This is a genomic window from Rhodanobacter sp. FW102-FHT14D06 (genome assembly GCF_043950705.1).
Lineage (GTDB): Bacteria > Pseudomonadota > Gammaproteobacteria > Xanthomonadales > Rhodanobacteraceae > Rhodanobacter.
In genome coordinates, this window is the sequence record NZ_CP170722.1 from 2,594,860 (window position 1) to 2,615,965 (window position 21,106).

Here is a 21,106-nt window from a genome sequence, read left to right on the forward strand (position 1 = left end):
CTCCTACATACCCGGTGTGAGCCTGCCATAATCCCCGCATGACCGAAGCGCGCATCATCACCGCCGCCGCCCAGCTCGACGACGAAGCGCTGGAGGCGACCATCCGCCCCAGGCGGCTGGCCGAATACCTGGGCCAGCAGGCGGTGCGCGAGCAGCTCTCGATCTACATCGAGGCGGCGAAGAAGCGCGGCGGCGCGCTGGACCACGTGCTGGTGTTCGGTCCGCCGGGCCTGGGCAAGACCACGCTCAGCCACGTGATCGCCAACGAGCTGGGCGTGAACCTGCGCTCCACCTCCGGCCCGGTGCTGGAACGCGCCGGCGACCTCGCCGCGCTGCTGACCAACCTGGAGGCGAACGACGTGCTGTTCGTCGACGAGATCCACCGCCTGTCGCCGGTGGTCGAGGAGGTGCTCTATCCGGCGATGGAGGATTTCCAGATCGACATCATGATCGGCGAAGGCCCCGCCGCGCGCTCGATCAAGCTCGACCTGCCGCCGTTCACCCTGATCGGCGCCACCACCCGCGCCGGCATGCTCACCGCCCCGCTGCGCGATCGCTTCGGCATCGTGCAGCGGCTGGAGTTCTACACCACCGACGAGCTCACCGCGATCGTGCGGCGGGCGGCGAGGATTCTCGGCATCGTGTGCGCGGCGGACGGCGCGCAGGAGATCGCCCGCCGGTCGCGCGGCACGCCGCGCATCGCCAACCGCCTGCTGCGTCGGGTGCGCGACTACGCCGAGGTGCGCGCCGGTGGCGAGATCACCCTGGCAGCGGCGCAGGCGGCGCTGGACATGCTGAAAATCGATCCGCAGGGTTTCGACGAACTGGACCGACGCCTGCTTGCCCTGATCATCGAGAACTTCGACGGCGGCCCGGTCGGGGTGGAATCGCTGGCCGCCGCCCTGAGCGAGGACCGCGGCACGCTGGAAGACGTGGTCGAGCCGTACCTGATCCAGCAAGGCTACCTGGTACGCACCGCCCGCGGCCGCATGGTCAGCGCCCGGGGCTGGCGCCATCTTGGGCTGACCCCGCCGCCGCGGCAGGCGCAGGCGGCCGACCTGTTCGACGGCGGGACCGACGATGCCTGAGCTTGCCGCGGAGCCCCCCTTCAGCTGGAAGGTGCGCGTCTATTGGGAAGACACCGACGCCGGCGGCGTGGTCTACCACGCCGGCTACCTGCGTTTCATGGAACGCGCCCGCAGCGAGTGGATGCGCGCGCTGGGCGTGGACCAGATGGCCTACAAGCAGGCCACCGGGCTGGCCTTCATGGTGCGCGACATGCACATCGACTTCCTGCGTCCCGCCCTGCTGGATGATGAACTGTCGGTAACGGTGGAAGTCAAAGAACGCCGCGCTGCCAGTATCCTGTTCGCCCAGACGATCATGAAGGCGGACGGCAACTGCCTGGTTCGCGCCAGCGTGCGCGTGGCGTGCGTGGAGCTGGAACGCATGCGGCCGGCGGCGATACCGCCGGATCTGATCCCGCAACCCGAAGCCTGACACCCGTCCCTCGTCGAAATCCGCGGAGTACCTGCAAGCCATGAATGGTGGACTGAACATTTTCACGCTGGTGGCCGATTCGAGCCTGCCGGTGCAACTGGTGCTGCTTATCCTGCTGGTGTTCTCGTTCCTGTCGTGGGTGATCATCATCCGCAAGTACACCCAGACCAAGGCAGCGCTGGAAGACGCCGAGGCGTTCGAGGAGCGCTTCTGGTCCGGCGGCGACCTGGCCCAGCTGTTCCGCGAGGTCAGCAATCGCGGCGACAGCGGCGGCATCGAGAACATCTTCGAATCGGGCTTCCGCGAGTTCGCCCGCCAGCGCCAGCGCAAGACGCACGACGCGCGCGCGGCGATCGAGGGTTCCGAGCGCGCGATGCAGGTGGCCGGCACCCGCGAGATCGGCCTGCTCGAGCGCAACCTGGAGTTTCTCGCCAACGTCGGCTCGATCAGCCCGTACGTGGGCCTGTTCGGAACCGTGTGGGGCATCATGGGCGCGTTTCAGGGCCTGGGCGACATGAAGGACGTGACCATCGCCGTGGTCGCGCCGCACATCTCCGAGGCGCTGATCGCCACCGCCATGGGCCTGTTCGCCGCGATTCCGGCGCAGTGGGCGTACAACCGCTACGCCACCAAGGTCGAGCGCATCGCGTCGCGCTACGACGTGTTCCAGGAGGAGTTCTCCTCCGTGCTGCAGCGGCAGATCCAGACCGACGACGCAGCCTGAGCGGAGAGCGATCATGCGAACCTCCGGGCGCCACAAGCGCTACAAGCTGAAATCCGAGATCAACGTCGTGCCCTACATCGACGTGATGCTGGTGCTGCTGATCATCTTCATGGTCACCACGCCGATGCTCAACAACAGCGTCGACGTCCAGCTGCCGCAGTCCGATGCCAAGTCGCTGCAGCAGAAGAAGGACCCGGTGCTGGTGTCGGTGCTGCAGGACGGCCAGCTCTACCTCACCCTGAGCGGGGCGAAGAAGGAGCTGGTGGACGAGGACACGCTCAAGCTCAAGGTCGGCGCCTTCGTGCGTGAAAATCCGCAGGTGAACGTGCTGGTCGGCGGCGACGAGCGCGGGAGCTATGGCGGCGTGTTCAAGGTGCTGGCCGACCTGCAGGCCGCCGGCGTGGCCAAGGTCGGCCTGATGGGCCAGCCGGGCCCCGCGAACGAGCCAGGCAAGGGCGCGTCCGATGGACGAAAGTAGGGCGACGCCGAAGGCGGTCGTGCTGTCCGCCGTATTGCATATCGGCATCGTGGGGTTCCTGTTCCTCGCCGTGCTGCCGTGCGCGTCGTACGAGAGCTTCTTCAACGCGCTGCACCTGCCGTCGTGGATGAACCCGATCACCTGCTCGGCACCGCTGAAGCTGCAGGGTCCGATCATCGAGGCCACCCTGATCGGCCCCACCGGCAGCCCGCCGCCGAAGGCGGTCAAGGTCAAGCCGGTGCCGAACACGGTCCCGCCGCCGCCCACCGTGACCCCGCCCAAGCCGACGCCGGAGAAGCCGGCGGTCAGCCAGTTGCCGCCGCCGCCGAAGCATCCGGACACGGTCGACCAGGAGCGCGTGGTCGAGGATGCAGCACTGAAGGCCGAAGAGGCCAAGAAAGTGCAGGAGGAGAAGGAGCGCCAGCGCCAGGCCGAACTGGACGCCCAAGCGGCCAAAAAGAAGGAGGAGGAGCGCAAGAAGCTCGACGCGATCTTCGCCAAGATGGCGGCCGCTTCCGCGCAGACCCGGCAGCTGGACAACAAGGCCAAGCAGGCCCAGCAGCAGCTGGCCGACCTGAAAAACGCCCAGGACAACGCCCGTCCCGACCTGCCGGCCACCGACCAGCTGCAGAGCGGCAACAACAATCCGGACAGCGATCTGAGCAGCGAGTACGCAGCGGCCATTCAGAATGCGGTCACACCGAACTGGCTGCGTCCGGATAACATGCCTGAGGCTCCCTGCGATGTTCACATCGTGCAATCACCCGGTGGTGACGTCCTGAGCGCCACAGTCGACTCCAGCTGCCCGTACGACGAGGCCGGAAGGCGCTCGGTGGAAAACGCCGTGCTGCGCACCAAGACCTTGCCGTACAAGGGTTTCGAAAAAGTGTTCCGGCGCAATCTCACCTTCACCTTCAGGCCGCAATGACCAAGCCCACGCGAAAGTTCAGCCTAGGCATCGCCCTACTCATGGTGGCCGCGGCCGCGCTGTTTGCCGGCCCGGTGGTGGCCCAGTCGCCGCTGACGGTGGACATCATCGGCGGCGTCAAGACCGCCACGCCGATCGTGGTGGTGCCGTTCGCCCAGCAGGGCGGTGCGCCGCTGTCGACCGACGTGGCCGACGTGATGCGCAGCGATTTCAACCGCTCCGGCAAGTTCCGCTCGCTGGCCAGGAGCGACATCGTGGAGACGCCGGCGCAGGGTTCGGAGATCAAGTTCGCCACCTGGCGGCTGCTCAAGCAGGATTACATCGTGGTGGGGCGTATCGCGGATGCCGGCAACGGCACGCTCACCGTCACCTACGAGCTGTGGGACGTCAACAAGCAGCAGGAACTGCTCGGCGGCACCTTCACCACTCCGGCCGGCGACCTGCGCGGCGTGGCGCACCGGATGGCCGACAAGGTCTACGAGAAGATCACCGGCGTGCGCGGCGCGTTCTGGACGCGCATCGCCTACGTCACCTCGGTGGGGCTGGGCAACAGCACGACCTATTCGCTGATCGTCGCCGATTCGGATGGCTACAACCCGCAGGTGGCGGTGCGCTCGCGCGAGTCGCTGCTGTCGCCGGCGTGGTCGCCGGACGGCTCCAGCATCGCCTATGTCTCGTTCGAGGACGGCAACTCCTCGATCCGCATCCAGAACATCCTCACCGGCGCGCGCCAGCTGGTATCGGCCCGCAAGGGCATCAACGGCGCGCCGTCGTGGTCGCCGGACGGGAAGAAGCTGGCGGTGTCGCTGTCCTATGTCGGCAACCCGGAGATCTTCGTGATCGACCTGGCCAGCCGCCAGGCCACCCGGTTGACCAACAGCCTGTCGATCGACACCGAGCCGGTCTGGGCGCCGGACGGCCAGAGTATCTACTTCACCTCCGACCGGTCCGGCCGGCCGCAGATCTACCAGGTCCCGGTCGCCGGGGGCACGCCGCAGCGGATCACCTTCCAGGGGCAGTACAACGCCAAGGCCTCGGTGAGCTACGACGGCAAGCAGATCGCGATGGTGCAGGGCGGCGGGAACGTGTATCGTATTGTCATTCAGGATCAGAGTCTGGGCGGGCAGCAGCGGTTCATTTCGCCGGGCCCGCTGGACGACTCGGTCAGCTTCGCACCCAATGCCAGCATGCTGCTGTATTCAGCCACCGAAGGTAGTCGTGGAGTCCTGTATTCCGTGTCCAGCGACGGCATGGTGCGTGATCGCCTGCGCCTCGCCGAGGGCAACGTGCAGGAACCCGCCTGGGGGCCTTATCGGGAACCTTGAATTTTCATGTCGCCGTGCGGTCAGCCGCACGGCGGCATGATGCCCATGGAACGGGCCCGGACGGCGCCATCGGCGCGTTTCGGTTTCGGGTGGGACGCAGTTGCGGACCCGCCGGGCAGAGCGGCATGCAGCGTCACGCATCGTCGATCTTTCGCATGTGAAAATAACAGCCGGTCAACCGGCGGCCAGCGTTTGTAACCTCCTCGTCATCTGTTTGTCGGAACTCAACTCGTTATAAGGAACGTCACCATGAACAAAACCGTTCGCATTGCCCTGGTTGCCTTGCTCTGCGTGGGTGCAGCAGCGTGCAGCAAGAAGCAGGAAGTCAAGCCGCAGCCGCCGGTCGAGCAGACCGCACCGGCGCCGACCGCGCCCGCGTCCGATGGCAAGTACACCCCCGCCGACCTCGATACCGATGCCTGCCTGCGTCAGCGCGTCGTGTACTTCGACTTCGACAAGTCCGAGATCAAGCCGGAGTTCCAGCAGATCATGGCGTGCCACGCCAAGTACCTGCAGGATCGCCCGAGCGCCCAGCTGCGTCTGGAAGGCAACACCGACGAGCGCGGCACCCGCGAGTACAACCTGGGCCTCGGCGAGCGTCGCGCCAATGCCGTTGACAGCGCGCTGCAGGCCAACGGTGCCTCGGCCAGCCAGATGACGGTCATCAGCTACGGCAAGGAAAAGCCGGTCTGCCGCGAGCACAATGAAGACTGCTGGAGCAAGAACCGCCGCGTCGAGATCGTCTACACGGCGCAGTAATGATGAAGCGACTGGCTAAGGGTTTTTCGGCCAGGATCAGCATGGCGGGCGCCTTGGCGTCCGCCATGCTGTTCGCGTTCCCGGTACTGGCCCAGGACGCCCGGCTCAGCCTGGCGGATCGTGTCAGCCGGCTGGAGCAGCAGACGCAGAATCGCGACCAGAGCGGCACCGGCCTGGTCAACCAGATCCAGCAACTGAGCTCGCAGGTACGCCAGATGCAAGGTCAGATCGAGGAGCTGCAGCATCAGTTGCAGGTGCTCGAGGACAAGAACAAGGCCCAGTACGGCGACCTCGACGCGCGCCTGGCGCGCCTCGAAGGCGGCGGTGCGGGCAATCCGCCGGCGCCATCCGGCACCCCGGCAGCGGCAGCGGCGACGACAGCGGCGACTTCCGCCAGCGCGTCGAGCGCGCCAGCGCCGGCGTCGAGCAGCGCTGCCACGGCCGATCCGGCCGCGGCACAGGCAGCTTACGACACGGCATTCCAGTCGATCCGCGGTGGCAATTACGCGGCGGCCTCGCGGCAGTTCCGTGCCTTCATCCAGCAGTATCCGAACCATGCGCTGGTACCCAATGCCTGGTACTGGCTGGGGCAATCGTATTTCGTCACCACCAACTATGGCGTGGCGCTGGATGCGTTCAAGCAACTGGTCGGGCAGTTCCCGCAGAGCGACAAGACCCCCGACGCGCTGCTCAAGATCGGCTATTGCCAGATCGAGTTGAAGCAGGTCGACGCGGCCAAGGCCACGCTGAAGCAGGTCATTGCCAAGTATCCCGGATCGGACTCGGCGAGCCTGGCGCAGGAGCGCCTGCAGCGCCTGCAAGTCCAAGCCGGCGGTTGAGGCGGCGGTGAGTGGTGACGATACGCGCGTGGCCTCCGCCACGCCTGCGACGGCAGTTGCCGAGCGCCTGCGCATCACCGAGATCTTCCACTCGATCCAGGGCGAAGCCGACGCCATCGGCTGGCGCACCGTGTTCGTGCGCCTCACCGGTTGCCCGCTGCGCTGCGTGTGGTGCGACACCGAGTATTCGTTCCACGGCGGCGACTGGCACGCGATCGACGACATCATGGTCGAGGTCGCGCGGCACGGCGCGAAGCATGTCTGCGTCACCGGCGGCGAGCCGCTGGCGCAGAAGCGCTGCCTGATCCTGCTGCGCAAGCTGTGCGACGCCGGCTATGAGGTGTCGCTGGAGACCTCCGGCGCGCTGGACGTGTCCGCCGTGGATGCGCGCGTGCACAAGGTGATGGACCTGAAGGCGCCCGATTCCGGCGAGAGCGGCCGCAACCTGTGGTCCAACCTGGATCATCTGCTGCCGCACGACCAGATCAAGATCGTGCTCGCCAGCCGCGATGACTACGAGTGGGCGCGCGCCATGCTGACCGAGCACGCCCTGACCGGTCGCTGCATGGTGCTGTTCTCCCCGGTGCACGGCGCGGTCGAACCGCGCGAACTGGCCGAGTGGATCCTCGCCGACAAGCTCGACGTGCGGTTCCAGCTGCAGCTGCACAAGCTGCTGTGGAACGACGCGAAAGGCAAGTAGAGGAAGCGAGAAGTGAGAGAACAGCGGCGAGCAACGCCTTTTCCCACTTCTCACTCCTCTTCACTCGCTTCTCGCCGTTTTTCTTTTTCCATGGATGCAAACCATGCCTGACCCACAATCCCGCAAGGCCGTCGTACTCGTTTCCGGCGGCATGGATTCGGCCGTCACCATCGCGATCGCCCGCGAGCAGGGCTACCAGGTGCACGCGTTGAGCGTGGCCTATGGCCAGCGCCACCGTTCCGAGCTGGCGGCATCCGATCGGGTGGCGAGCATGCTCGGTGCGGTCGAGCACAAGACCGTGGCGGTCGACCTGCGCAGCATCGGCGGGTCGGCCCTCACCGCCGACATCGAGGTGCCGCTGGATGCGGGCGACAGCAGCGAGATCCCGGTGACCTACGTGCCGGCACGCAACACGATCATGCTGTCGATCGCGCTGGGCTGGGCCGAGGTGCTCGGCTCCAGCGACATCTGGTGTGGCGTCAACGCGGTCGACTACTCGGGCTATCCAGATTGCCGGCCTGCCTTCGTCGCGGCGTTCGAAGCGCTGGCCAACGTGGCCACGAAGGCCGGGGTCGAGGGGGCGGGTATCCGCGTGCACGCGCCGCTGATGCACATGAGCAAGGCCGACATCGCGCGCGAAGGTCGTCGCCTCGGCGTCGACTTTTCGGCTACGGTCAGCTGCTACCGCGCCGATGACGAAGGTCGCGCCTGCGGCCACTGCGACGCCTGCCGGCTGCGTGCGCAGGGCTTCCGCGAGGCGGGCATGGCCGATCCCACGCGCTACGCCTGAGCGCGCGTTTGCTTGTGCCATCATGGAGCACACCGTAAAATCGAAGGCTTGCCCGGCCACGGCCGGGCGCTTGCACGGGTCGTTAGCTCAGTTGGTAGAGCAGTAGACTTTTAATCTATTGGTCCCGGGTTCGAATCCCGGACGACCCACCAACTCCCCACGCGCCGCCGTTCGCGAATCCAGGCGGCGTCACGCCCCGTCACGGGCGGCCAGCGCGGCCAGCATCGCACTGCGCAAGCGCTGCGGCGAGACCGGTTTGTACAGCACCGTCAGCTTGTCGGCGAGCACCTCCTGCAGGCGCTCGGCGCGCGTCTCGCCGGTCACCAGCAGACGCGCGAAGCGCGCTTCGCCGTCGCGCTGGTAGAGGCGGTCGAGTTCCGCGAACAGGTCGATGCCGCGCTCGCCCGAGCGCAGGTGCAGGTCGCAGATCACGATGTCGACCGGCGCCGGCCAGTTCTCGATCGCCTCCTGCGCCTGCTGATGGTCTTCGGCCACCGCCACGTCGCAGCCCCAGCTGCGCAGCAGGAAGCGGATGCCGGAGAGGATCGCCGGATCGTCGTCGAGCACCAGCACCCGGCGGCCAGCCAGGTCGCCGGCGGGCTCTTCCTCCGCCTCCGTCGGCGGCGGCAACATCTGCGCGCTGGCCAGCGGCAGCTCGAAGTGGAACATGCTGCCGCGGCCGGGGCGCGAGTCCACCCCGACCACGGTGTCGAGCAGTTGCGCCAGGCGCTGTACCGTGGCCAGGCCCAGGCCGAGGCCCGACTGGGAGCCGTCGGCGAGCCCGGGGTCGCTGTGGTCGTCGATGCGGTAGAACTCGTCGAACACGTGCGCCAGGTGTTCGGCGGCGATGCCGCTGCCGGTATCCCACACCTCGATGCGCAGGCGGTCGCCGCCGCAGCGGCGCGCACCGATCAGGGCGCCGCCGCGGTGGGTGAAGCGCAAGGCGTTGCTGACCAGGTTGTTGAGCATGCGCGTGAGCATCGTGCGGTCGCTGCGTACCCAGTCGCGCACGGGGTGGAGGCGCAGCACCAGCCCGCGTTGCTCGGCCACCATGCTGAAGGTGCGGCTGACCGCGGCGAACACCTGGTTGAGCGGAAATTCGCTGATCTCGACCTGCACCGCGCCGGCTTCCAGCCGCGACAGGTCCAGCAGCTCGCCGAACAGATGGTCGAGCGAGTGCACGCATTCCTGGATGTGTGCGATGCGGTCCAGCCGCTGCGGGTCGTGTTCGTCGAGCGCCAGCGCGGCCGAGAACAGGGTCAGCGCGTACAGCGGCTGGCGCAGGTCGTGCGCGGCGGCGGCGAGGAAACGCGAACGGGCCTCGCTGGCCGCTTCCAGCGCGGCATTCTTGTGTTCCAGTTCGAGCGTGGCCTCCTCGATGCGCTCGCGCAGGCCGCGGCGACTCTCGAACAGCGCGGCGGCAGCGTGGTTGAAGCCCCGCTGCAGCTCGCCGATCTCGGTGTGATCGGTCACCGGCACGCTGGCGGGCTGGTCGTCCCGACCCAGTTGCCCCACCGCGCCGGCCAGGCGCCGCAGCGGTGCGCTGATCCAGCGCGCCGCCTGCCAGCCGATCACGCCGGCCACCAGCAGGCTCAGCAGCAGCGCGATCAAGGCGTGGCGCAGCGTGGCCCGTTGCGCGGCGACGGCGTCGCGCAGGCTCACGTTGACCAGTACCGAGCCCAGCACCTGGGGCGTCGCCTGCGCGGTGTCGACGACCTCGCGCACCACGCTGGTGACGTCGTGGCCGTCGTCGGCGGCGCGATGATCGGCCAGGATCTGGCCGTCCGCGGTGCGGATCTGCACGCGTGTCACATGGGGCAGTTCACCGATCGAATCGGCGATGCGCAGCAGTTCGCGCAGCCGCATCGTCCGCAGAGGCTGCACGCACACCGACGCGGTCTGGGTGGCGATGGCGTTGGCGTTGCCGCGCGCCATCTGATGCAGGGTGTCCAGTTGCCGCTGGGTGAGCAGGGTCACCAGCAATGCAGCCGTGATCAGGGTGGGCACCAGCGCCACGAAGGCCATGCGCTGGACCAGCGACGTGTGGTGCCACAACCTTGCCAGCCACGAGTTGCCCGCCAGATCCATCGTCTGCCCGCCCCGTCGGAACACCCCGCCGATACCCCGGTACCGCCGCGGGATGCGTCGTGCACGCCGGGCGCCGTTGCCGGGAATGTAGCGCAACCCCGCGCAAAGGGAAGCGCCGGCGCGCGCTTACTCCCCCGTGCGGCGACGCCGGCGGCGGGCCAGCCGCTCGAACAGCAGCGGCAGCAGGGCGAGCAGGGCGATCGCGCCCAGCGGCAGCAGGACTTCGCGGTGCATGAACAGGCCCAGGCCGATGCGGTCGCTCTCGCTCATCGCGTCGGCCAGGCCGGCGCCAACCGACGTCTCGAACACCAGCGACACCGTGCCGCCCAGCCAGCTGGCGCCGAGGAACAGCCACAGCGGACAGCGCAGCCAGGCCAGTGCCACGGTGACCGCGCCGAACGGCAGTACCGGCACGAAGCGCAGGAACAGGGTGTAGCTGACCGGATGGCGTTCGAAGCCGTGGTGCAGCCGCGCGACCAGCGGCGGCGGCTGCGCGCTGCCCGGGCCGAACGCCTGGCGGCTGGCGAGATACAGGATCAGCGCGCCAAGGGTGAGCCCGAGCGACGAGGTCAGTGTCGCGTCGACCACGCCGAAGGCGAAGCCGCCGGCCAGGATGATCACGATGGTGCCGGGGATGCCGGTAGCCACGCCGAGGGTCAGCAGGCCGACGTAGGCCAGCCGGGCCAGCCACGGGTGTTGCTCGATCAGGGCGTGCAGCTCGGCCTGGTGGGCCAGCAACTGGCGCGGGGTCAGCGCGTGCAGCGAGCCCGAGGCGAACAGCAGCACGCCTGCCAACAACAGCAGGGCCAGCGGCAGCGCGGCGCGCCAGCGGCTCAATACGGCGTGCCGGTGGCGCCGTAGCTGGCGAGCACGTCACGGGCCTGGTCGCGCAGGATGTCGCGGCGCACGGCGATATGGCGGCGGGCCAGTTCGCCGATCCAGTCCGCCGGCAGCGGGCCTTCGTCGAACTGGGTGAGCTCCTCCACGTCTTCCGCGCGTGCGCCGATCAGCAACTCGTCGATGCCTGCCCACACGCTGGCGCCGTAGCACTGGCAGCACGGCTGCGAGCTGGTGGCCAGCGCGTATTGGCTGCCGTCCTCGTTGAGGCGGTGCCGGCTGAGCCGCTGCTGGGCGATCATGATCGCCATCATCTCGGCGTGGGCGACCGAGCAGCCTTGCGGCACCACGCGGTTGACGCCGACGGCGACCAGCCGCCCGCTGTGGTTGTTGAACACGGCCGCGCCGAACGGCCCGCCGCCGCCGCGCTCCACGTTCTGCCGGGACAGCTCGATCGCCAGCCCCACGCGCTCCTCGTCGCTGTGGTAGCGCTTGTTGGTATCGGCCACGTCGCCGATCCAGGGCGGCAGGGTCAGGTGGATCTGCAGCGGCAGCATCGCGGTCTTCCTACTGGCCGGCCGCGCGCGCCCAGACGTCGCGCAGGGTCACGGTGCGGTTGAACACCGGCGCGTCGGCGCGGTGGTCGTGGCGATCGGCGACGAAGTAGCCCAGCCGCTCGAACTGGAAACGTTGCTCGGGGTCGACGTTCGCGGCGGCCGGCTCCAGCCAGCCGCTGACCACGCGCTTGGCCTCGGGGTTGATGTGCTCCAGCCAGCTCTTGCCATCGTCCTCGCCATCGGGCGCGGGCACGCTGAACAGGCGGTCGTACAGGCGCACCTCGGCGGCCACCGCGTGCTTCGCACTGACCCAGTGGATCGTGCCCTTCACCTTGCGGTCCGCGCCGGGCAGGCCGTGGCGCGTGTCCGGATCGAGCGTGCCGTGCAGTTCGGTCACGTTGCCCGCGGCATCCTTGACGACTTCGGTGCACTTGACGATGCCGACGCCGCGCAGGCGCACCTCGCCGTCCGGCTTCAGCCGGTGGAAGCCCTTCGGCGGCACCTCGGCGAAATCGTCGCGCTCGATCCATACCTCACGGGCAAACGGCACCTGACGGGTGCCGAAGCTTTCGTCCTTGGGATGGTTGGGGAAGGTCAGGGTTTCCTCATGGCCCGCGGGCAGGTTGGTCAGCACCAGCTTGAGCGGGTCGAGCACCGCCATGCGCCGCGCGGCCGTGGCGTCCAGGTCCTCGCGGATGCAACCTTCCAGCACGGCGTAGTCGATCACGCTGTTCTGCTTGGAGACGCCCACGCGCTCGACCAGCAGGCGCAGCCCGGCCGGGGTGAAGCCGCGCCGGCGCAGGCCGCGCAAGGTGTTCATGCGCGGGTCGTCCCAGCCGTCGACGAAGTTCTCGCTGACCAGCTGCGCCAGCTTGCGCTTGCTGGTGATGCAGTAGCTGAGGTTGAGCCGGGAAAACTCGATCTGCCGCGGCTTGGCCGGCTTCGCCTCCAGCCCGGCCTCGACCACCGACTGCCACAGCGACGGGTTCGCGGGCAGGTCGACGTTGTCCACGCACCAGTCGTACAGCGGCCGGTGATCCTCGAACTCCAGCGTGCACAGCGAGTGGGTGATGCCTTCCATCGCGTCGGAGAGCGCGTGCGCGTAGTCGTACATCGGGTAGATCGGCCAGGCGTCGCCGGTGTTCTGGTGGGCGATCTTGCGGATGCGGTAAAGCGCGGGATCGCGCAGGTTGATGTTGCCGGCGGCCATGTCGATCTTCGCGCGCAGGGTCTTGCTGCCGTCGGCGAATTCGCCGGCGCGCATGCGCTTGAACAGGTCGAGATTCTCTTCGATCGATCGCGTGCGATACGGCGAGTCGCGGCCCGGCTCGGTCAGCGTGCCGCGATAGGCACGCACCTGCTCGGCGTCGAGGTCGTCGACGTAGGCCTTGCCGTCCTCGATCAGCTTGAGCGCGCCGCGATAGAACACGTCGAAGTAGTCCGACGCGTGGCGCAGCTCGCGCCACCGGAAGCCGAGCCAGCGCACGTCCTCCTTGATGCCTTCGACGAACTCGGGGTCTTCCCTGCCGGGGTTGGTGTCGTCCAGGCGCAGGTTGCACCAGCCGTCGAACTCGCGGGCGATACCGAAGGAGAGGCAGATCGCCTTCGCGTGGCCGATGTGCAGGTAGCCGTTGGGCTCCGGTGGAAAGCGGGTATGGATCTCCACGTGCTTGCCCGAGGCCAGGTCGTCGCGCACGATCTGCCGGATGAAGTCCTGCGGCGCGGAGGCGGGGATGGGGGCGGGGTGGTCGGTCGGCATCGAGTGACGCTCGCGCGCGGTGGTGGAAACCGCAAAGTTTACCCCGTCGCCCGGACCGGGCGAAGAACGCCGTGGCCTTGCCCCGCGCCGCGCCGCGGGGTAGCTTGCCGCTCATGCACACCGTCTACCGCGCGCAGAACCTGTTCGACGCCCATCTGGTCAAGGATGCGCTGGAGGCGGCCGAGATTCCGGCGTTCATCGCCGGCGAGTACCTCACCGGCGGCGTCGGCCAGTTGCCGGCGATGGATTTCATCGCGGTGATGGTGCCGGAAGCGGGGCTGGCACGGGCGCAGGACGTGGTGCGAGAGGTCGAGGCGGTGCTGGGCGAAGCCCGCCACGCGATCGACGAGATGCCCGACGATCCGCTGGCCGTACCCTGCTGAGCGGCGTGCGCCCGAACCGCCGAACCGCCCTGCGGTTGCCCCTGCGCCGCCCGGTCGTGCGCGGGATACTTGCCGGCATTCCGGTCGCCGAGAGCTTGCGATGCATCCCGCCCACATCCGCCTGATCGCCCCCTCGGGCCATGCGCATGATCCTGTCGCCATGGCGCGCGGCGTGGCGCGCCTGCGCGAGGCGGGCTGCACGGTCGACGGCGAGGAGGTGCTGGCGCGTTTCGCGCAGCGTTTCGCCGGCAGCGACGCCGAGCGGGCGGCCGACATCAACGCGCTGGCGACGGCGCCGGTGCTGCCGGACATCGCGCTGACCACGCGCGGTGGCTACGGCGCGGCGCGCTTGTTGCCGCAGCTCGACTACCCTGCGCTGCGCGAGCGCCTGCACGGCGCACCGATCGCGCTGGTCGGCCACAGCGATTTCACCGCGCTGCAACTGGCCCTGCATGCGAAGAGCGGCCTGTGCACTTTCAGTGGCCCGCTGCTGGCCGACCTCGGCGCCGAGGTGCCGGATGACTTCAGCTGGCGCCAGTTCTGGGCCACGCTGACCGCGCCGACGGCGCAGGTGTCCTGGGCGACTTCCGCCCGCGCCGAGCTCGACCTGCACGGCCCGCTGTGGGGCGGCAACCTGGCGATGCTGTGCAGCCTGCTCGGCACGCCGTACTTCCCCGTCATCGACGACGGCATCCTGTTCGTCGAGGACGTCGGCGAGGCGCCGTACCGGGTGGAGCGCATGCTGTACCAACTGCATCTGTCCGGCGTGCTGGGGCGGCAGCAGGCGTTGCTGCTGGGCAGCTTCAGCCAGTGCGCGCCCGGCCATCGCGACAACGGCTACGAATTGCGCGACGCGTTCGCCCAGATCCGCGCCGTCGCCGGCGTGCCGCTGGTCGACGGCCTGCCGCACGGCCATGGCGCCGAACAGCTCACGTTGCCGTTCGGCGCGCCTGCGCGCCTGCGCGTCGAGGACGGCCGCGCGCGGCTGGAAATCGGCGGCTATCCCCACCTCGATTGCGCCAACCCGGCCGGCCCGCCCGAAAAGCCGTAAAATGGCCGGCCCGCACGGGCTTGCTCCCAGGAACAGACCATGAAGACCATCGAAGGCGATTTCGCCACGCCCAACGGCCGCTTTGCCATCGTCGCCGGACGCTTCAACGGTTTCGTGGTGGAGCCGCTGGTTGCCGGCGCCCGCGATGCGCTGCTGCGCCATGGCGTGGCGGATGACGCGATCGAGCTGGTGCGCGTGCCCGGCGCCTGGGAAATCGCGCTGGTCGCGCACAAGCTGGCGCATTCGGGTGAGTACGCGGCGGTGATCGCGCTCGGCGCGGTGATCCGCGGCGCCACCCCCCATTTCGATTTCGTCGCCGGCGAATGCGCCAAGGGCCTGGCCTCGGCCGCGCTCGGCTCCGGCGTGCCGGTGGCGTTCGGCGTGCTCACCACCGACTCCATCGAACAGGCGATCGAGCGCGCCGGCACCAAGGCCGGCAACAAGGGCGCCGACGCCGCCCTGGCGGCGCTGGAGATGGCCAACCTCTACCGGAAACTCGGATGAGCGCGCGCGTCCACGGCCTCGACCTGCAGGCGCGCTCGCGGGCACGCCGCCGTGCCTTGCAGGCGCTGTACGCATGGCAGCTCAGCGGCAGCCACATGGATGCGGTGATCGAGCAGTTCCGCCACGAACAGGACATGGAAGTGGCCGACCTGGAGTATTTCGAGGACCTGCTGCACGGCGTCGATCAGCACGTCGACGAGCTCGATGCCTGCCTGCGTCCGCACCTGGATCGCGAGGTGGCGCAGGTCGATCCGATCGAACGCGCCGCGCTGCGGCTGGCCGCCTACGAACTGAAGCATCGGCCCGACGTGCCTTACCGCGTGGTGCTGAACGAGGCGATCGAGGTGACCAAGCGCTTCGGCGCCGATCACGGTCACAGCTACGTCAACGGCGTGCTGGACAAGCTGGCCGCCGAGTTGCGCGCGCTCGAGAAGGGCGCTTGATGCAGCCCGCCGTCGTGCCTGCGGGCATCGATCCGGTGCCTCCGCTCGAAACCGCGCGCCTGCGCCTGCGCGGCCATCGCGCCGACGACCACGACGCCCTGCTGGCGATCTGGTCCGATCCGGTCGTGGTGCGTTACATCGGCGGTCGCCCGTCCACGCGGCAGGAAGCCTGGTTGCGGCTGCTGCGCTATCCGGGCCTGTGGTGCGTGCTCGGCTACGGCTACTGGGCGATCGAGGAGAAATCCAGCGGTCGCTGCATCGGCGACATCGGCTACGCCGATTTCCGGCGCGAGATCGAACCCTCGCTCGAAGGCATGCCCGAACTCGGCTGGGTGCTGGCCGCGGACAGTCACGGCAAGGGTTACGCCAGCGAAGCGCTGGCGGCGGTGCTGGCCTGGGGCCAGGCGCATCTGGGCGACCACACCGCGGTATGCATCATCGATCCGGACAACGCCGCCTCGATCCGCCTTGCCGAAAAGGCCGGCTTTGCGCTGCGCCAGCAGACCACCTACATGGGCGACCCGGTGCTGCTGTTCACGCGCTGACGGGCCCGGCAACAGAGGCGAGCGACGCTGATGGAATTCGACCTGATCGAGCTGATCCGGCAGCGCACCGTGCAGGCGCGCGACGACGTGCGGCTGGGCATCGGCGACGACGCGGCCGTGCTCGCCGTGCCCGCCGGGCAGGAGCTGGCGGTGGCGATCGACACGCTGGTCGAAGGCGTGCATTTTCCGCGCGGTACCGATCCGGCCGACATCGGCTGGAAGGCGCTGGCGGTGAACCTCTCCGACCTGGCGGCGATGGGTGCCACGCCAGCCTGGGCGCTGCTGGGGCTGACCCTGCCGCAGGCGGATCGCGCCTTCGTCGAAGGCTTCGTCGACGGATTTTCGCGGCTGGCCGCTGTGCACCGGCTGGCGCTGGTCGGTGGCGATACCACGCGCGGCCCGCTGACCGTGAGCGTCGCGGTGCACGGCTTCGTGCCGCCGGGCAAGGCATTGACCCGGGCCGGTGCGCGCGTGGGCGACGCGGTGCTGGTCACCGGCACGCTGGGCGATGCCGCCGCCGGCCTGAACGTGCTGCAGCAATGGCGCCGTGAAGAGGATGATCGCGGCCAGTTGCGCGACTACCTCGTCGAACGGCTGAACCGGCCGACGCCGCGGCTGGCCGCCGGTGTCGCGCTGCGTGGGCAGGCGCATGCCTGCGTCGACGTTTCCGACGGCCTGCTCGCCGACCTGGGCCACATCTGCGCCGCCAGCGGCGTGGGAGCCGAGATCGACGCCGCGCTGCTGCCGCGCTCGTCGGCGCTCTTGGGCCTCTACGACGACGCCACCGCGCTGCACTTTGCGCTGGGCGGCGGCGACGATTACGAGTTGTGCTTCTGCGTGCCGCCCGACCGGTTGAGCCAGGTGCAGGCCGACCTGTCGCGGCTCGGCTGCGGTGCCACTCGCATCGGCCGGATCGTGGCCGGCACCGGGGTGCGCGTACGTGGCCACGACGGTGGCTGGATGGAGCCCGGCACGCCGGGCTGGGAGCATTTCGCGTGAATGACAGAAAGCGCCTGAGCGCCACGCAAAGGCGTGCCCTGCTGGCCACGCCGTGGGGCTGGCTCGCCTGCGGGTTTGGTTCCGGCCTGGCGCCGCTGGCGCAGGGCACGTTCGGTTCGCTGGCCGCGCTGCTGCCGTGGCTGGTCCTGCGCGGCCTGCCCGCGTGGGGCTACGTGCTGGTGCTGCTGACGGGCTTCGCCGTCGGCGTGCGTGCCTGCGACATCGCCGGCCGCGCGCTGGGCGTGGACGATCATCGCAGCCTGGTCTGGGACGAGTTCATCGGCCAGTGGCTGGCGCTGCTGCCGCTGCTGGGCGCGCTGCTTCCCGCCGATGGCCTCGCGTGGTGGATGCCGGTGGCCGGTTTCGCGCTGTTCCGCCTGTTCGACGTCTGGAAGCCGTGGCCGATCCGCTGGCTGGACCGGCGCGTGAAGGGCGGTTTCGGCGTGATGGTCGACGACGTGATCGCCGGCGTGTTCGCCGCGATCGCGCTGGCCGCGCTGCTGCGCATCCTGGCCTGAGTCCCGCCGGCCTCGGGCATTCGGCCCGGGCCGGGATGCACAACCGCGTGCGCATGGGACGAAGCGATGTTCCGGCACGGCGGTTAGCCGGCGCCGATGGTCGATCAGGGGCAGTCGCGGCAGCAGGCGCCGGACGCGTACGCGGCGTTTCCGGCCGGTGCCGGCGGCGCGTCGGGGTAACCGCGGCCGTCGTACCAACGAAAGGAACCAGGCACCCTCGTTTCATCTCCATTGACCGGAGGCTCCATGCTTGATTCCGACCACGCCGCCACTCCCGCCAGCCGTCGGCGTGCGACCTTGGCATGGCTTGCCATCGCGCTGATCGTCGCCGCCGTCGCCCTTGCGTTCGCATGGGTCGGCGGCTGGCTGGGTTCCAGCCGTCTCACGTCGCAACGTTTCACCAACGCGATCGAAACCGCCAACGGCCAGGTCTGGCGCGGGTTTCGCCGGGCTCACGCCAAGGGCGTCTGCGTGGCCGGCTATTTCGAGGGCAACGGGCAGGGAACGGCGCTGTCGAGCGCGCGATTGTTCGCGCCGATGCGCACGCCGTTCGTCGGCAGGTTGTCGATCGGCGGCGGCTCGCCTTACGGCCTGGATGCCAAGGCGCGCGTGCGCAGCATGGCGCTCCGGCTCGACAGTGACGACGGCCAGCAATGGCGCATGGCGATGAACAGCTTTCCGTTCTTCGGCGTGTCCTCGGTCGAGGCCTTCTACGAGCAGACCCGCGCCAACACCCCTGATCCCGCCACCGGCAAGCCCGATCCGGCGCGCCAGGCGGCGTTCGTCAAGGCGCATCCGGAATTCGCCCGCTTCGCCGATTGGGCCGCCCACGCGCCGTGGTCCACCAGCTGGGCCAACACCACGTTCAACGGCGTCGACACCTTCCGCTTCGTCAACCGCGCCGGCGAGGTGCGCAACGTGCGCTGGTCGATGCAGCCGCAAACCCCGTTTGCCGGGATGACGCCGGAACAACGCGAGCAGGCCGATGCCGATTACCTGGCCGAGGATCTTGCGGCGCGTCTGGCGAAGGGCGATCTGCGCTGGGACATGGTGGTGACGCTGGCGCAGGCCGACGACCCGGTGAACCCCTCGCAGAGCTGGCCGGAGGATCGCCCGCGGGTCACGGTCGGCACCGTGGTGGTGGAGAGCAGCAGCGCGCAGGCCACCGGCGCCTGCCGCGACATCAACTACGATCCGCTGGTGCTGCCCACCGGCGTGGAGGCTTCCGACGATCCGATCCTGGCGGCGCGTTCGGCCGTCTATTCGGTGTCGTTCAACCGCCGCGAGCACGACATCGCCAGCGGCGAGGCCGGCGCCGCCACCGGTCACGCCGCGACACCGGAGTCGGACCGATGAACCGCGCCGGCAGCTCCGCCCATTTCAACCTGCTCGCCCGCGTGCTGCACTGGACGATGGCGCTGGCGATCCTGGCGATGCTCTTCGTCGGCGTCGGCATGGTCGCCTCGCTGAGCCTGCGTCCCACCCTGGTGAGCCTGCATCGCCCGCTGGGCATCGCGATCCTCCTGCTGGTGGCGGTGCGCCTGGCCAATCGCCTGCGCCATCCGCCACCGGCGTTGCCGGCCGACCTGCCGGCCATCCAGAAGGCTGCAGCGACGGCCTCGCACATCCTGCTGTACGCCTTGATGTTCGCCATGCCGCTGGTGGGCTGGGCCATGGTGTCGGCTGGCGGCTATCCGGTGACCATGCCCGGCGGGTTCAGCCTGCCGGCGATCGCACCGCACGACCCGACGGTGTACGCCGTGCTGCGCACGGCCCACACCTGGCTGGCGCTGCTGCTGTTCGCCGTCGTGCTCATGCATCTGGCGGCGGCGCTGTACCACGCCTGGATACGCCGCGATGGCGTGTTCGTCAGCATGGCAAGGGGAGCGGGGCGGCACCGGAGCGATATCGGCTCCTAGGCCGCCGACACCGCGCCTGGTGGCGACAGGGCATCCAAATGCGAACGTGCGCCGTATGAGCTGCATGTAGCGGTCCTGATCGCAGCAGACGAGATTGCCCCGGGTGAAACGCTTGGTCATCCTGACGCTCCTCGCCGTGTGGGTGCTGCCCACGCCGGCAGCGCGTGCGCGCCAGTTCGACCCGATCCGGCCGGTGCACACCGCGGATGTGGGTCGCTACCTGGGGCGCTGGCATGTCCTCGCTGCCATCACGCCCCGTTTCGAGCGCGACAGCTACAACGCGGTGGAAACCTTCCGGCGCAACGACGACGGCTCGCTCTGCATCTGGCTGCGCCAGCGCCACGGGGGGTTCGACGCGCCGGCAAGGCTGTTCAAGTCGACCGCGAGCGTGGTCGAGGGCAGCGGCCATGGCGAATGGCGCGTACGCTTCTTCGCCTTCCTGAGCGCCCGGTATCTGGTCGGCTGGCTGAAGGCCGACGGCACCCAGGCGATGGTGGTGCGCGATGCGCGCGACTATCTCTGGTTCCTTTCCCGTACGCCCACCGTGTCGGAGGCCGACTACGCCGCCATGCTCGATCGGGCGTCCGCCATGGGGTACGACCCGACCGCGATCCGCCGGGTGCCCCAGCGCTGGCCCGAGCTTGGCGCAGACCGCGATCGCTTTGCTGGAGAATGCCCGTGAAATACCTCGTCGTCTTTCTCGCCTGGGCGATGCCCGTCGTCGCCTGGCTGTCCAACACCGGCGCGTTCGGGCCGACCAACGGCGAGATCTCGGATCGCTATCCCACCTTGATCGTGGCCGCCGGCTACGCGTTCGCCATCTGGGGGCCGATCTTCGTGCTGGACGCGATCTTCGGCACGCGACAGCTGTTCGAGCGGGACGCCACGGCGGCGCTGCGCCGCATCCGGGGGTTGACGGCGGCCGGCTTCGCGCTGACCTCGGCATGGATGATCGTGTTCTCGCAGCAGTGGTTCTGGCTCGCACTGTTCGTCATCTGGGCCAGCCTGGCGTGCCTGCTCGCCGCCGCCTGGCAGGCATCGCACACCGCCGGCCACGCGCGCGGGCCGTGGTGGCAGTGGGTCCCGCTGTCGCTGCACGCCGGCTGGGTGTCGCTGGCGGTGTTCCTCAACCTGGCCCAGGTGATCGTGGCGTTCCGCCTGTTGCCGGTGGCGGACATGCTGGCGTGGACGCTGGTGCTGTTCGCGCTGGCGGCGGCGCTGGTGCTGACCATGATCGTGCGCATGCGCGGCAACCCCTGGTATGCGCTCGCGGCGCTGTGGGGCCTGCTGGGGGTTTGCGTGAAACAGCGCAGCGCCGGCCTGGCCGGCGCGGATGCGGCCGCCAGCGTGGCCCTGCTGCTGGCCGTGGCGGTGCTCCTGGTGTCGCTGGTCTCGACGCTGCGCCAGCGCCGGGCGGCGACTTCGCCCACGGCGCGCTGACCCGGACGGCTGCGCACCGT

General features: G+C 69.1%; 25 protein-coding genes and 1 tRNA gene. 22 read left to right on the forward strand and 4 right to left on the reverse strand.

All coding sequences use genetic code 11. The features are described from left to right. Window positions 1–38 precede the first annotated feature (38 nt). The 11 genes from ruvB (at window position 39) to ACFCQI_RS11605 (ending at window position 8,195) form a co-directional block, all read left to right on the forward strand. Window positions 39–1,088 (forward strand): Holliday junction branch migration DNA helicase RuvB, encoded by a 1,050-nt coding sequence (ruvB, locus tag ACFCQI_RS11555; RefSeq protein WP_395116818.1) that lies wholly within the window; start codon window positions 39–41, stop codon window positions 1,086–1,088. After that, the gene (ybgC, locus tag ACFCQI_RS11560; protein ID WP_395116820.1) at window positions 1,081–1,500 is read left to right on the forward strand and encodes a tol-pal system-associated acyl-CoA thioesterase; all 420 of its coding nucleotides are present in this window, start codon (window positions 1,081–1,083) and stop codon (window positions 1,498–1,500) included. The genes ruvB and ybgC overlap by 8 nt, the downstream gene beginning before the upstream one ends. Window positions 1,501–1,540: 40 nt before the next feature. Then, window positions 1,541–2,224 (forward strand): protein TolQ, encoded by a 684-nt coding sequence (gene tolQ, locus ACFCQI_RS11565; RefSeq protein WP_136260021.1) that lies wholly within the window; start codon window positions 1,541–1,543, stop codon window positions 2,222–2,224. Window positions 2,225–2,237: 13 nt separating this feature from the next. Next, window positions 2,238–2,702 carry a protein TolR gene (gene tolR / locus ACFCQI_RS11570; RefSeq protein ID WP_136260022.1) on the forward strand — a complete coding sequence of 155 codons (465 nt, stop codon included), beginning with the start codon at window positions 2,238–2,240 and terminating at the stop codon, window positions 2,700–2,702. Beyond that, window positions 2,689–3,630, forward strand: coding sequence for a cell envelope integrity protein TolA (gene tolA, locus ACFCQI_RS11575; protein WP_395116822.1), 942 nt, complete (start codon window positions 2,689–2,691; stop codon window positions 3,628–3,630). Before tolR ends, tolA begins: the two co-directional genes overlap by 14 nt. Then, window positions 3,627–4,955 (forward strand): Tol-Pal system beta propeller repeat protein TolB, encoded by a 1,329-nt coding sequence (tolB, locus tag ACFCQI_RS11580; protein ID WP_395116824.1) that lies wholly within the window; start codon window positions 3,627–3,629, stop codon window positions 4,953–4,955. The genes tolA and tolB overlap by 4 nt, the downstream gene beginning before the upstream one ends. A gap of 249 nt (window positions 4,956–5,204) precedes the next feature. Then, complete coding sequence (gene pal, locus ACFCQI_RS11585; protein ID WP_395116826.1) at window positions 5,205–5,714, forward strand: peptidoglycan-associated lipoprotein Pal; 510 nt, start codon at window positions 5,205–5,207, stop codon at window positions 5,712–5,714. Between the two features lie 41 nt (window positions 5,715–5,755). Continuing rightward, window positions 5,756–6,553, forward strand: coding sequence for a tol-pal system protein YbgF (gene ybgF, locus ACFCQI_RS11590; RefSeq protein ID WP_395116828.1), 798 nt, complete (start codon window positions 5,756–5,758; stop codon window positions 6,551–6,553). Between the two features lie 7 nt (window positions 6,554–6,560). After that, window positions 6,561–7,253, forward strand: coding sequence for a 7-carboxy-7-deazaguanine synthase QueE (gene queE, locus ACFCQI_RS11595; RefSeq protein WP_395116830.1), 693 nt, complete (start codon window positions 6,561–6,563; stop codon window positions 7,251–7,253). A gap of 103 nt (window positions 7,254–7,356) precedes the next feature. Beyond that, the gene (gene queC / locus ACFCQI_RS11600; protein WP_395116832.1) at window positions 7,357–8,043 is read left to right on the forward strand and encodes a 7-cyano-7-deazaguanine synthase QueC; all 687 of its coding nucleotides are present in this window, start codon (window positions 7,357–7,359) and stop codon (window positions 8,041–8,043) included. A gap of 76 nt (window positions 8,044–8,119) precedes the next feature. After that, window positions 8,120–8,195: transfer RNA gene (locus ACFCQI_RS11605), tRNA-Lys, on the forward strand. A gap of 37 nt (window positions 8,196–8,232) precedes the next feature. Here ACFCQI_RS11605 and ACFCQI_RS11610 read toward each other — a convergent pair. The 4 genes from ACFCQI_RS11610 to ACFCQI_RS11625 all read right to left on the reverse strand — a co-directional run bounded on the left by ACFCQI_RS11610 (window position 8,233) and on the right by ACFCQI_RS11625 (window position 13,284). After that, window positions 8,233–10,131, reverse strand: coding sequence for an ATP-binding protein (locus tag ACFCQI_RS11610; RefSeq protein WP_395116834.1), 1,899 nt, complete (start codon window positions 10,129–10,131; stop codon window positions 8,233–8,235). A 126-nt stretch (window positions 10,132–10,257) separates the two neighbouring features. After that, window positions 10,258–10,968, reverse strand: coding sequence for a TVP38/TMEM64 family protein (locus ACFCQI_RS11615; RefSeq protein ID WP_395116836.1), 711 nt, complete (start codon window positions 10,966–10,968; stop codon window positions 10,258–10,260). After that, window positions 10,965–11,525, reverse strand: coding sequence for a nucleoside deaminase (locus ACFCQI_RS11620; RefSeq protein WP_395116838.1), 561 nt, complete (start codon window positions 11,523–11,525; stop codon window positions 10,965–10,967). Before ACFCQI_RS11620 ends, ACFCQI_RS11615 begins: the two co-directional genes overlap by 4 nt. Window positions 11,526–11,535: 10 nt before the next feature. After that, window positions 11,536–13,284, reverse strand: a complete 1,749-nt coding sequence (locus ACFCQI_RS11625) for a glutamine--tRNA ligase/YqeY domain fusion protein (protein ID WP_395116840.1) — start codon at window positions 13,282–13,284, stop codon at window positions 11,536–11,538. 113 nt (window positions 13,285–13,397) lie between these two features. Between ACFCQI_RS11625 and ACFCQI_RS11630 the strand changes: the two genes are divergently transcribed. The 11 genes from ACFCQI_RS11630 (at window position 13,398) to ACFCQI_RS11680 (ending at window position 21,086) form a co-directional block, all read left to right on the forward strand. After that, window positions 13,398–13,667, forward strand: a complete 270-nt coding sequence (locus ACFCQI_RS11630; RefSeq protein WP_395116842.1) for a DUF2007 domain-containing protein — start codon at window positions 13,398–13,400, stop codon at window positions 13,665–13,667. Window positions 13,668–13,767: 100 nt separating this feature from the next. Then, on the forward strand, window positions 13,768–14,718 hold the full coding sequence (gene ldcA, locus ACFCQI_RS11635) for a muramoyltetrapeptide carboxypeptidase (protein ID WP_395116844.1): 951 nt from the start codon (window positions 13,768–13,770) through the stop codon (window positions 14,716–14,718). A gap of 39 nt (window positions 14,719–14,757) precedes the next feature. Then, window positions 14,758–15,222: a 6,7-dimethyl-8-ribityllumazine synthase gene (gene ribE / locus ACFCQI_RS11640; protein ID WP_136259631.1), complete on the forward strand. Its 465-nt coding sequence runs from the start codon at window positions 14,758–14,760 to the stop codon at window positions 15,220–15,222. Beyond that, complete coding sequence (gene nusB / locus ACFCQI_RS11645) at window positions 15,219–15,665, forward strand: transcription antitermination factor NusB (protein ID WP_395116846.1); 447 nt, start codon at window positions 15,219–15,221, stop codon at window positions 15,663–15,665. The genes ribE and nusB overlap by 4 nt, the downstream gene beginning before the upstream one ends. Continuing rightward, on the forward strand, window positions 15,665–16,210 hold the full coding sequence (locus ACFCQI_RS11650; protein ID WP_395116848.1) for a GNAT family N-acetyltransferase: 546 nt from the start codon (window positions 15,665–15,667) through the stop codon (window positions 16,208–16,210). The genes nusB and ACFCQI_RS11650 overlap by 1 nt, the downstream gene beginning before the upstream one ends. 30 nt (window positions 16,211–16,240) lie before the next feature. Then, window positions 16,241–17,209, forward strand: coding sequence for a thiamine-phosphate kinase (thiL, locus tag ACFCQI_RS11655; RefSeq protein ID WP_395116850.1), 969 nt, complete (start codon window positions 16,241–16,243; stop codon window positions 17,207–17,209). After that, a complete protein-coding gene (locus tag ACFCQI_RS11660; RefSeq protein WP_395116852.1) occupies window positions 17,206–17,727 on the forward strand; it encodes a phosphatidylglycerophosphatase A in 522 nt (173 codons plus the stop codon). Before thiL ends, ACFCQI_RS11660 begins: the two co-directional genes overlap by 4 nt. A 246-nt stretch (window positions 17,728–17,973) precedes the next feature. After that, on the forward strand, window positions 17,974–19,083 hold the full coding sequence (locus tag ACFCQI_RS11665) for a catalase family peroxidase (protein WP_395116854.1): 1,110 nt from the start codon (window positions 17,974–17,976) through the stop codon (window positions 19,081–19,083). Next, window positions 19,080–19,646 carry a cytochrome b gene (locus ACFCQI_RS11670; protein ID WP_395116856.1) on the forward strand — a complete coding sequence of 189 codons (567 nt, stop codon included), beginning with the start codon at window positions 19,080–19,082 and terminating at the stop codon, window positions 19,644–19,646. Before ACFCQI_RS11665 ends, ACFCQI_RS11670 begins: the two co-directional genes overlap by 4 nt. A gap of 112 nt (window positions 19,647–19,758) precedes the next feature. Beyond that, window positions 19,759–20,328: a lipocalin family protein gene (locus ACFCQI_RS11675; RefSeq protein WP_395116858.1), complete on the forward strand. Its 570-nt coding sequence runs from the start codon at window positions 19,759–19,761 to the stop codon at window positions 20,326–20,328. Continuing rightward, on the forward strand, window positions 20,325–21,086 hold the full coding sequence (locus ACFCQI_RS11680) for a hypothetical protein (protein WP_395116860.1): 762 nt from the start codon (window positions 20,325–20,327) through the stop codon (window positions 21,084–21,086). Before ACFCQI_RS11675 ends, ACFCQI_RS11680 begins: the two co-directional genes overlap by 4 nt. Window positions 21,087–21,106: the final 20 nt, after the last annotated feature.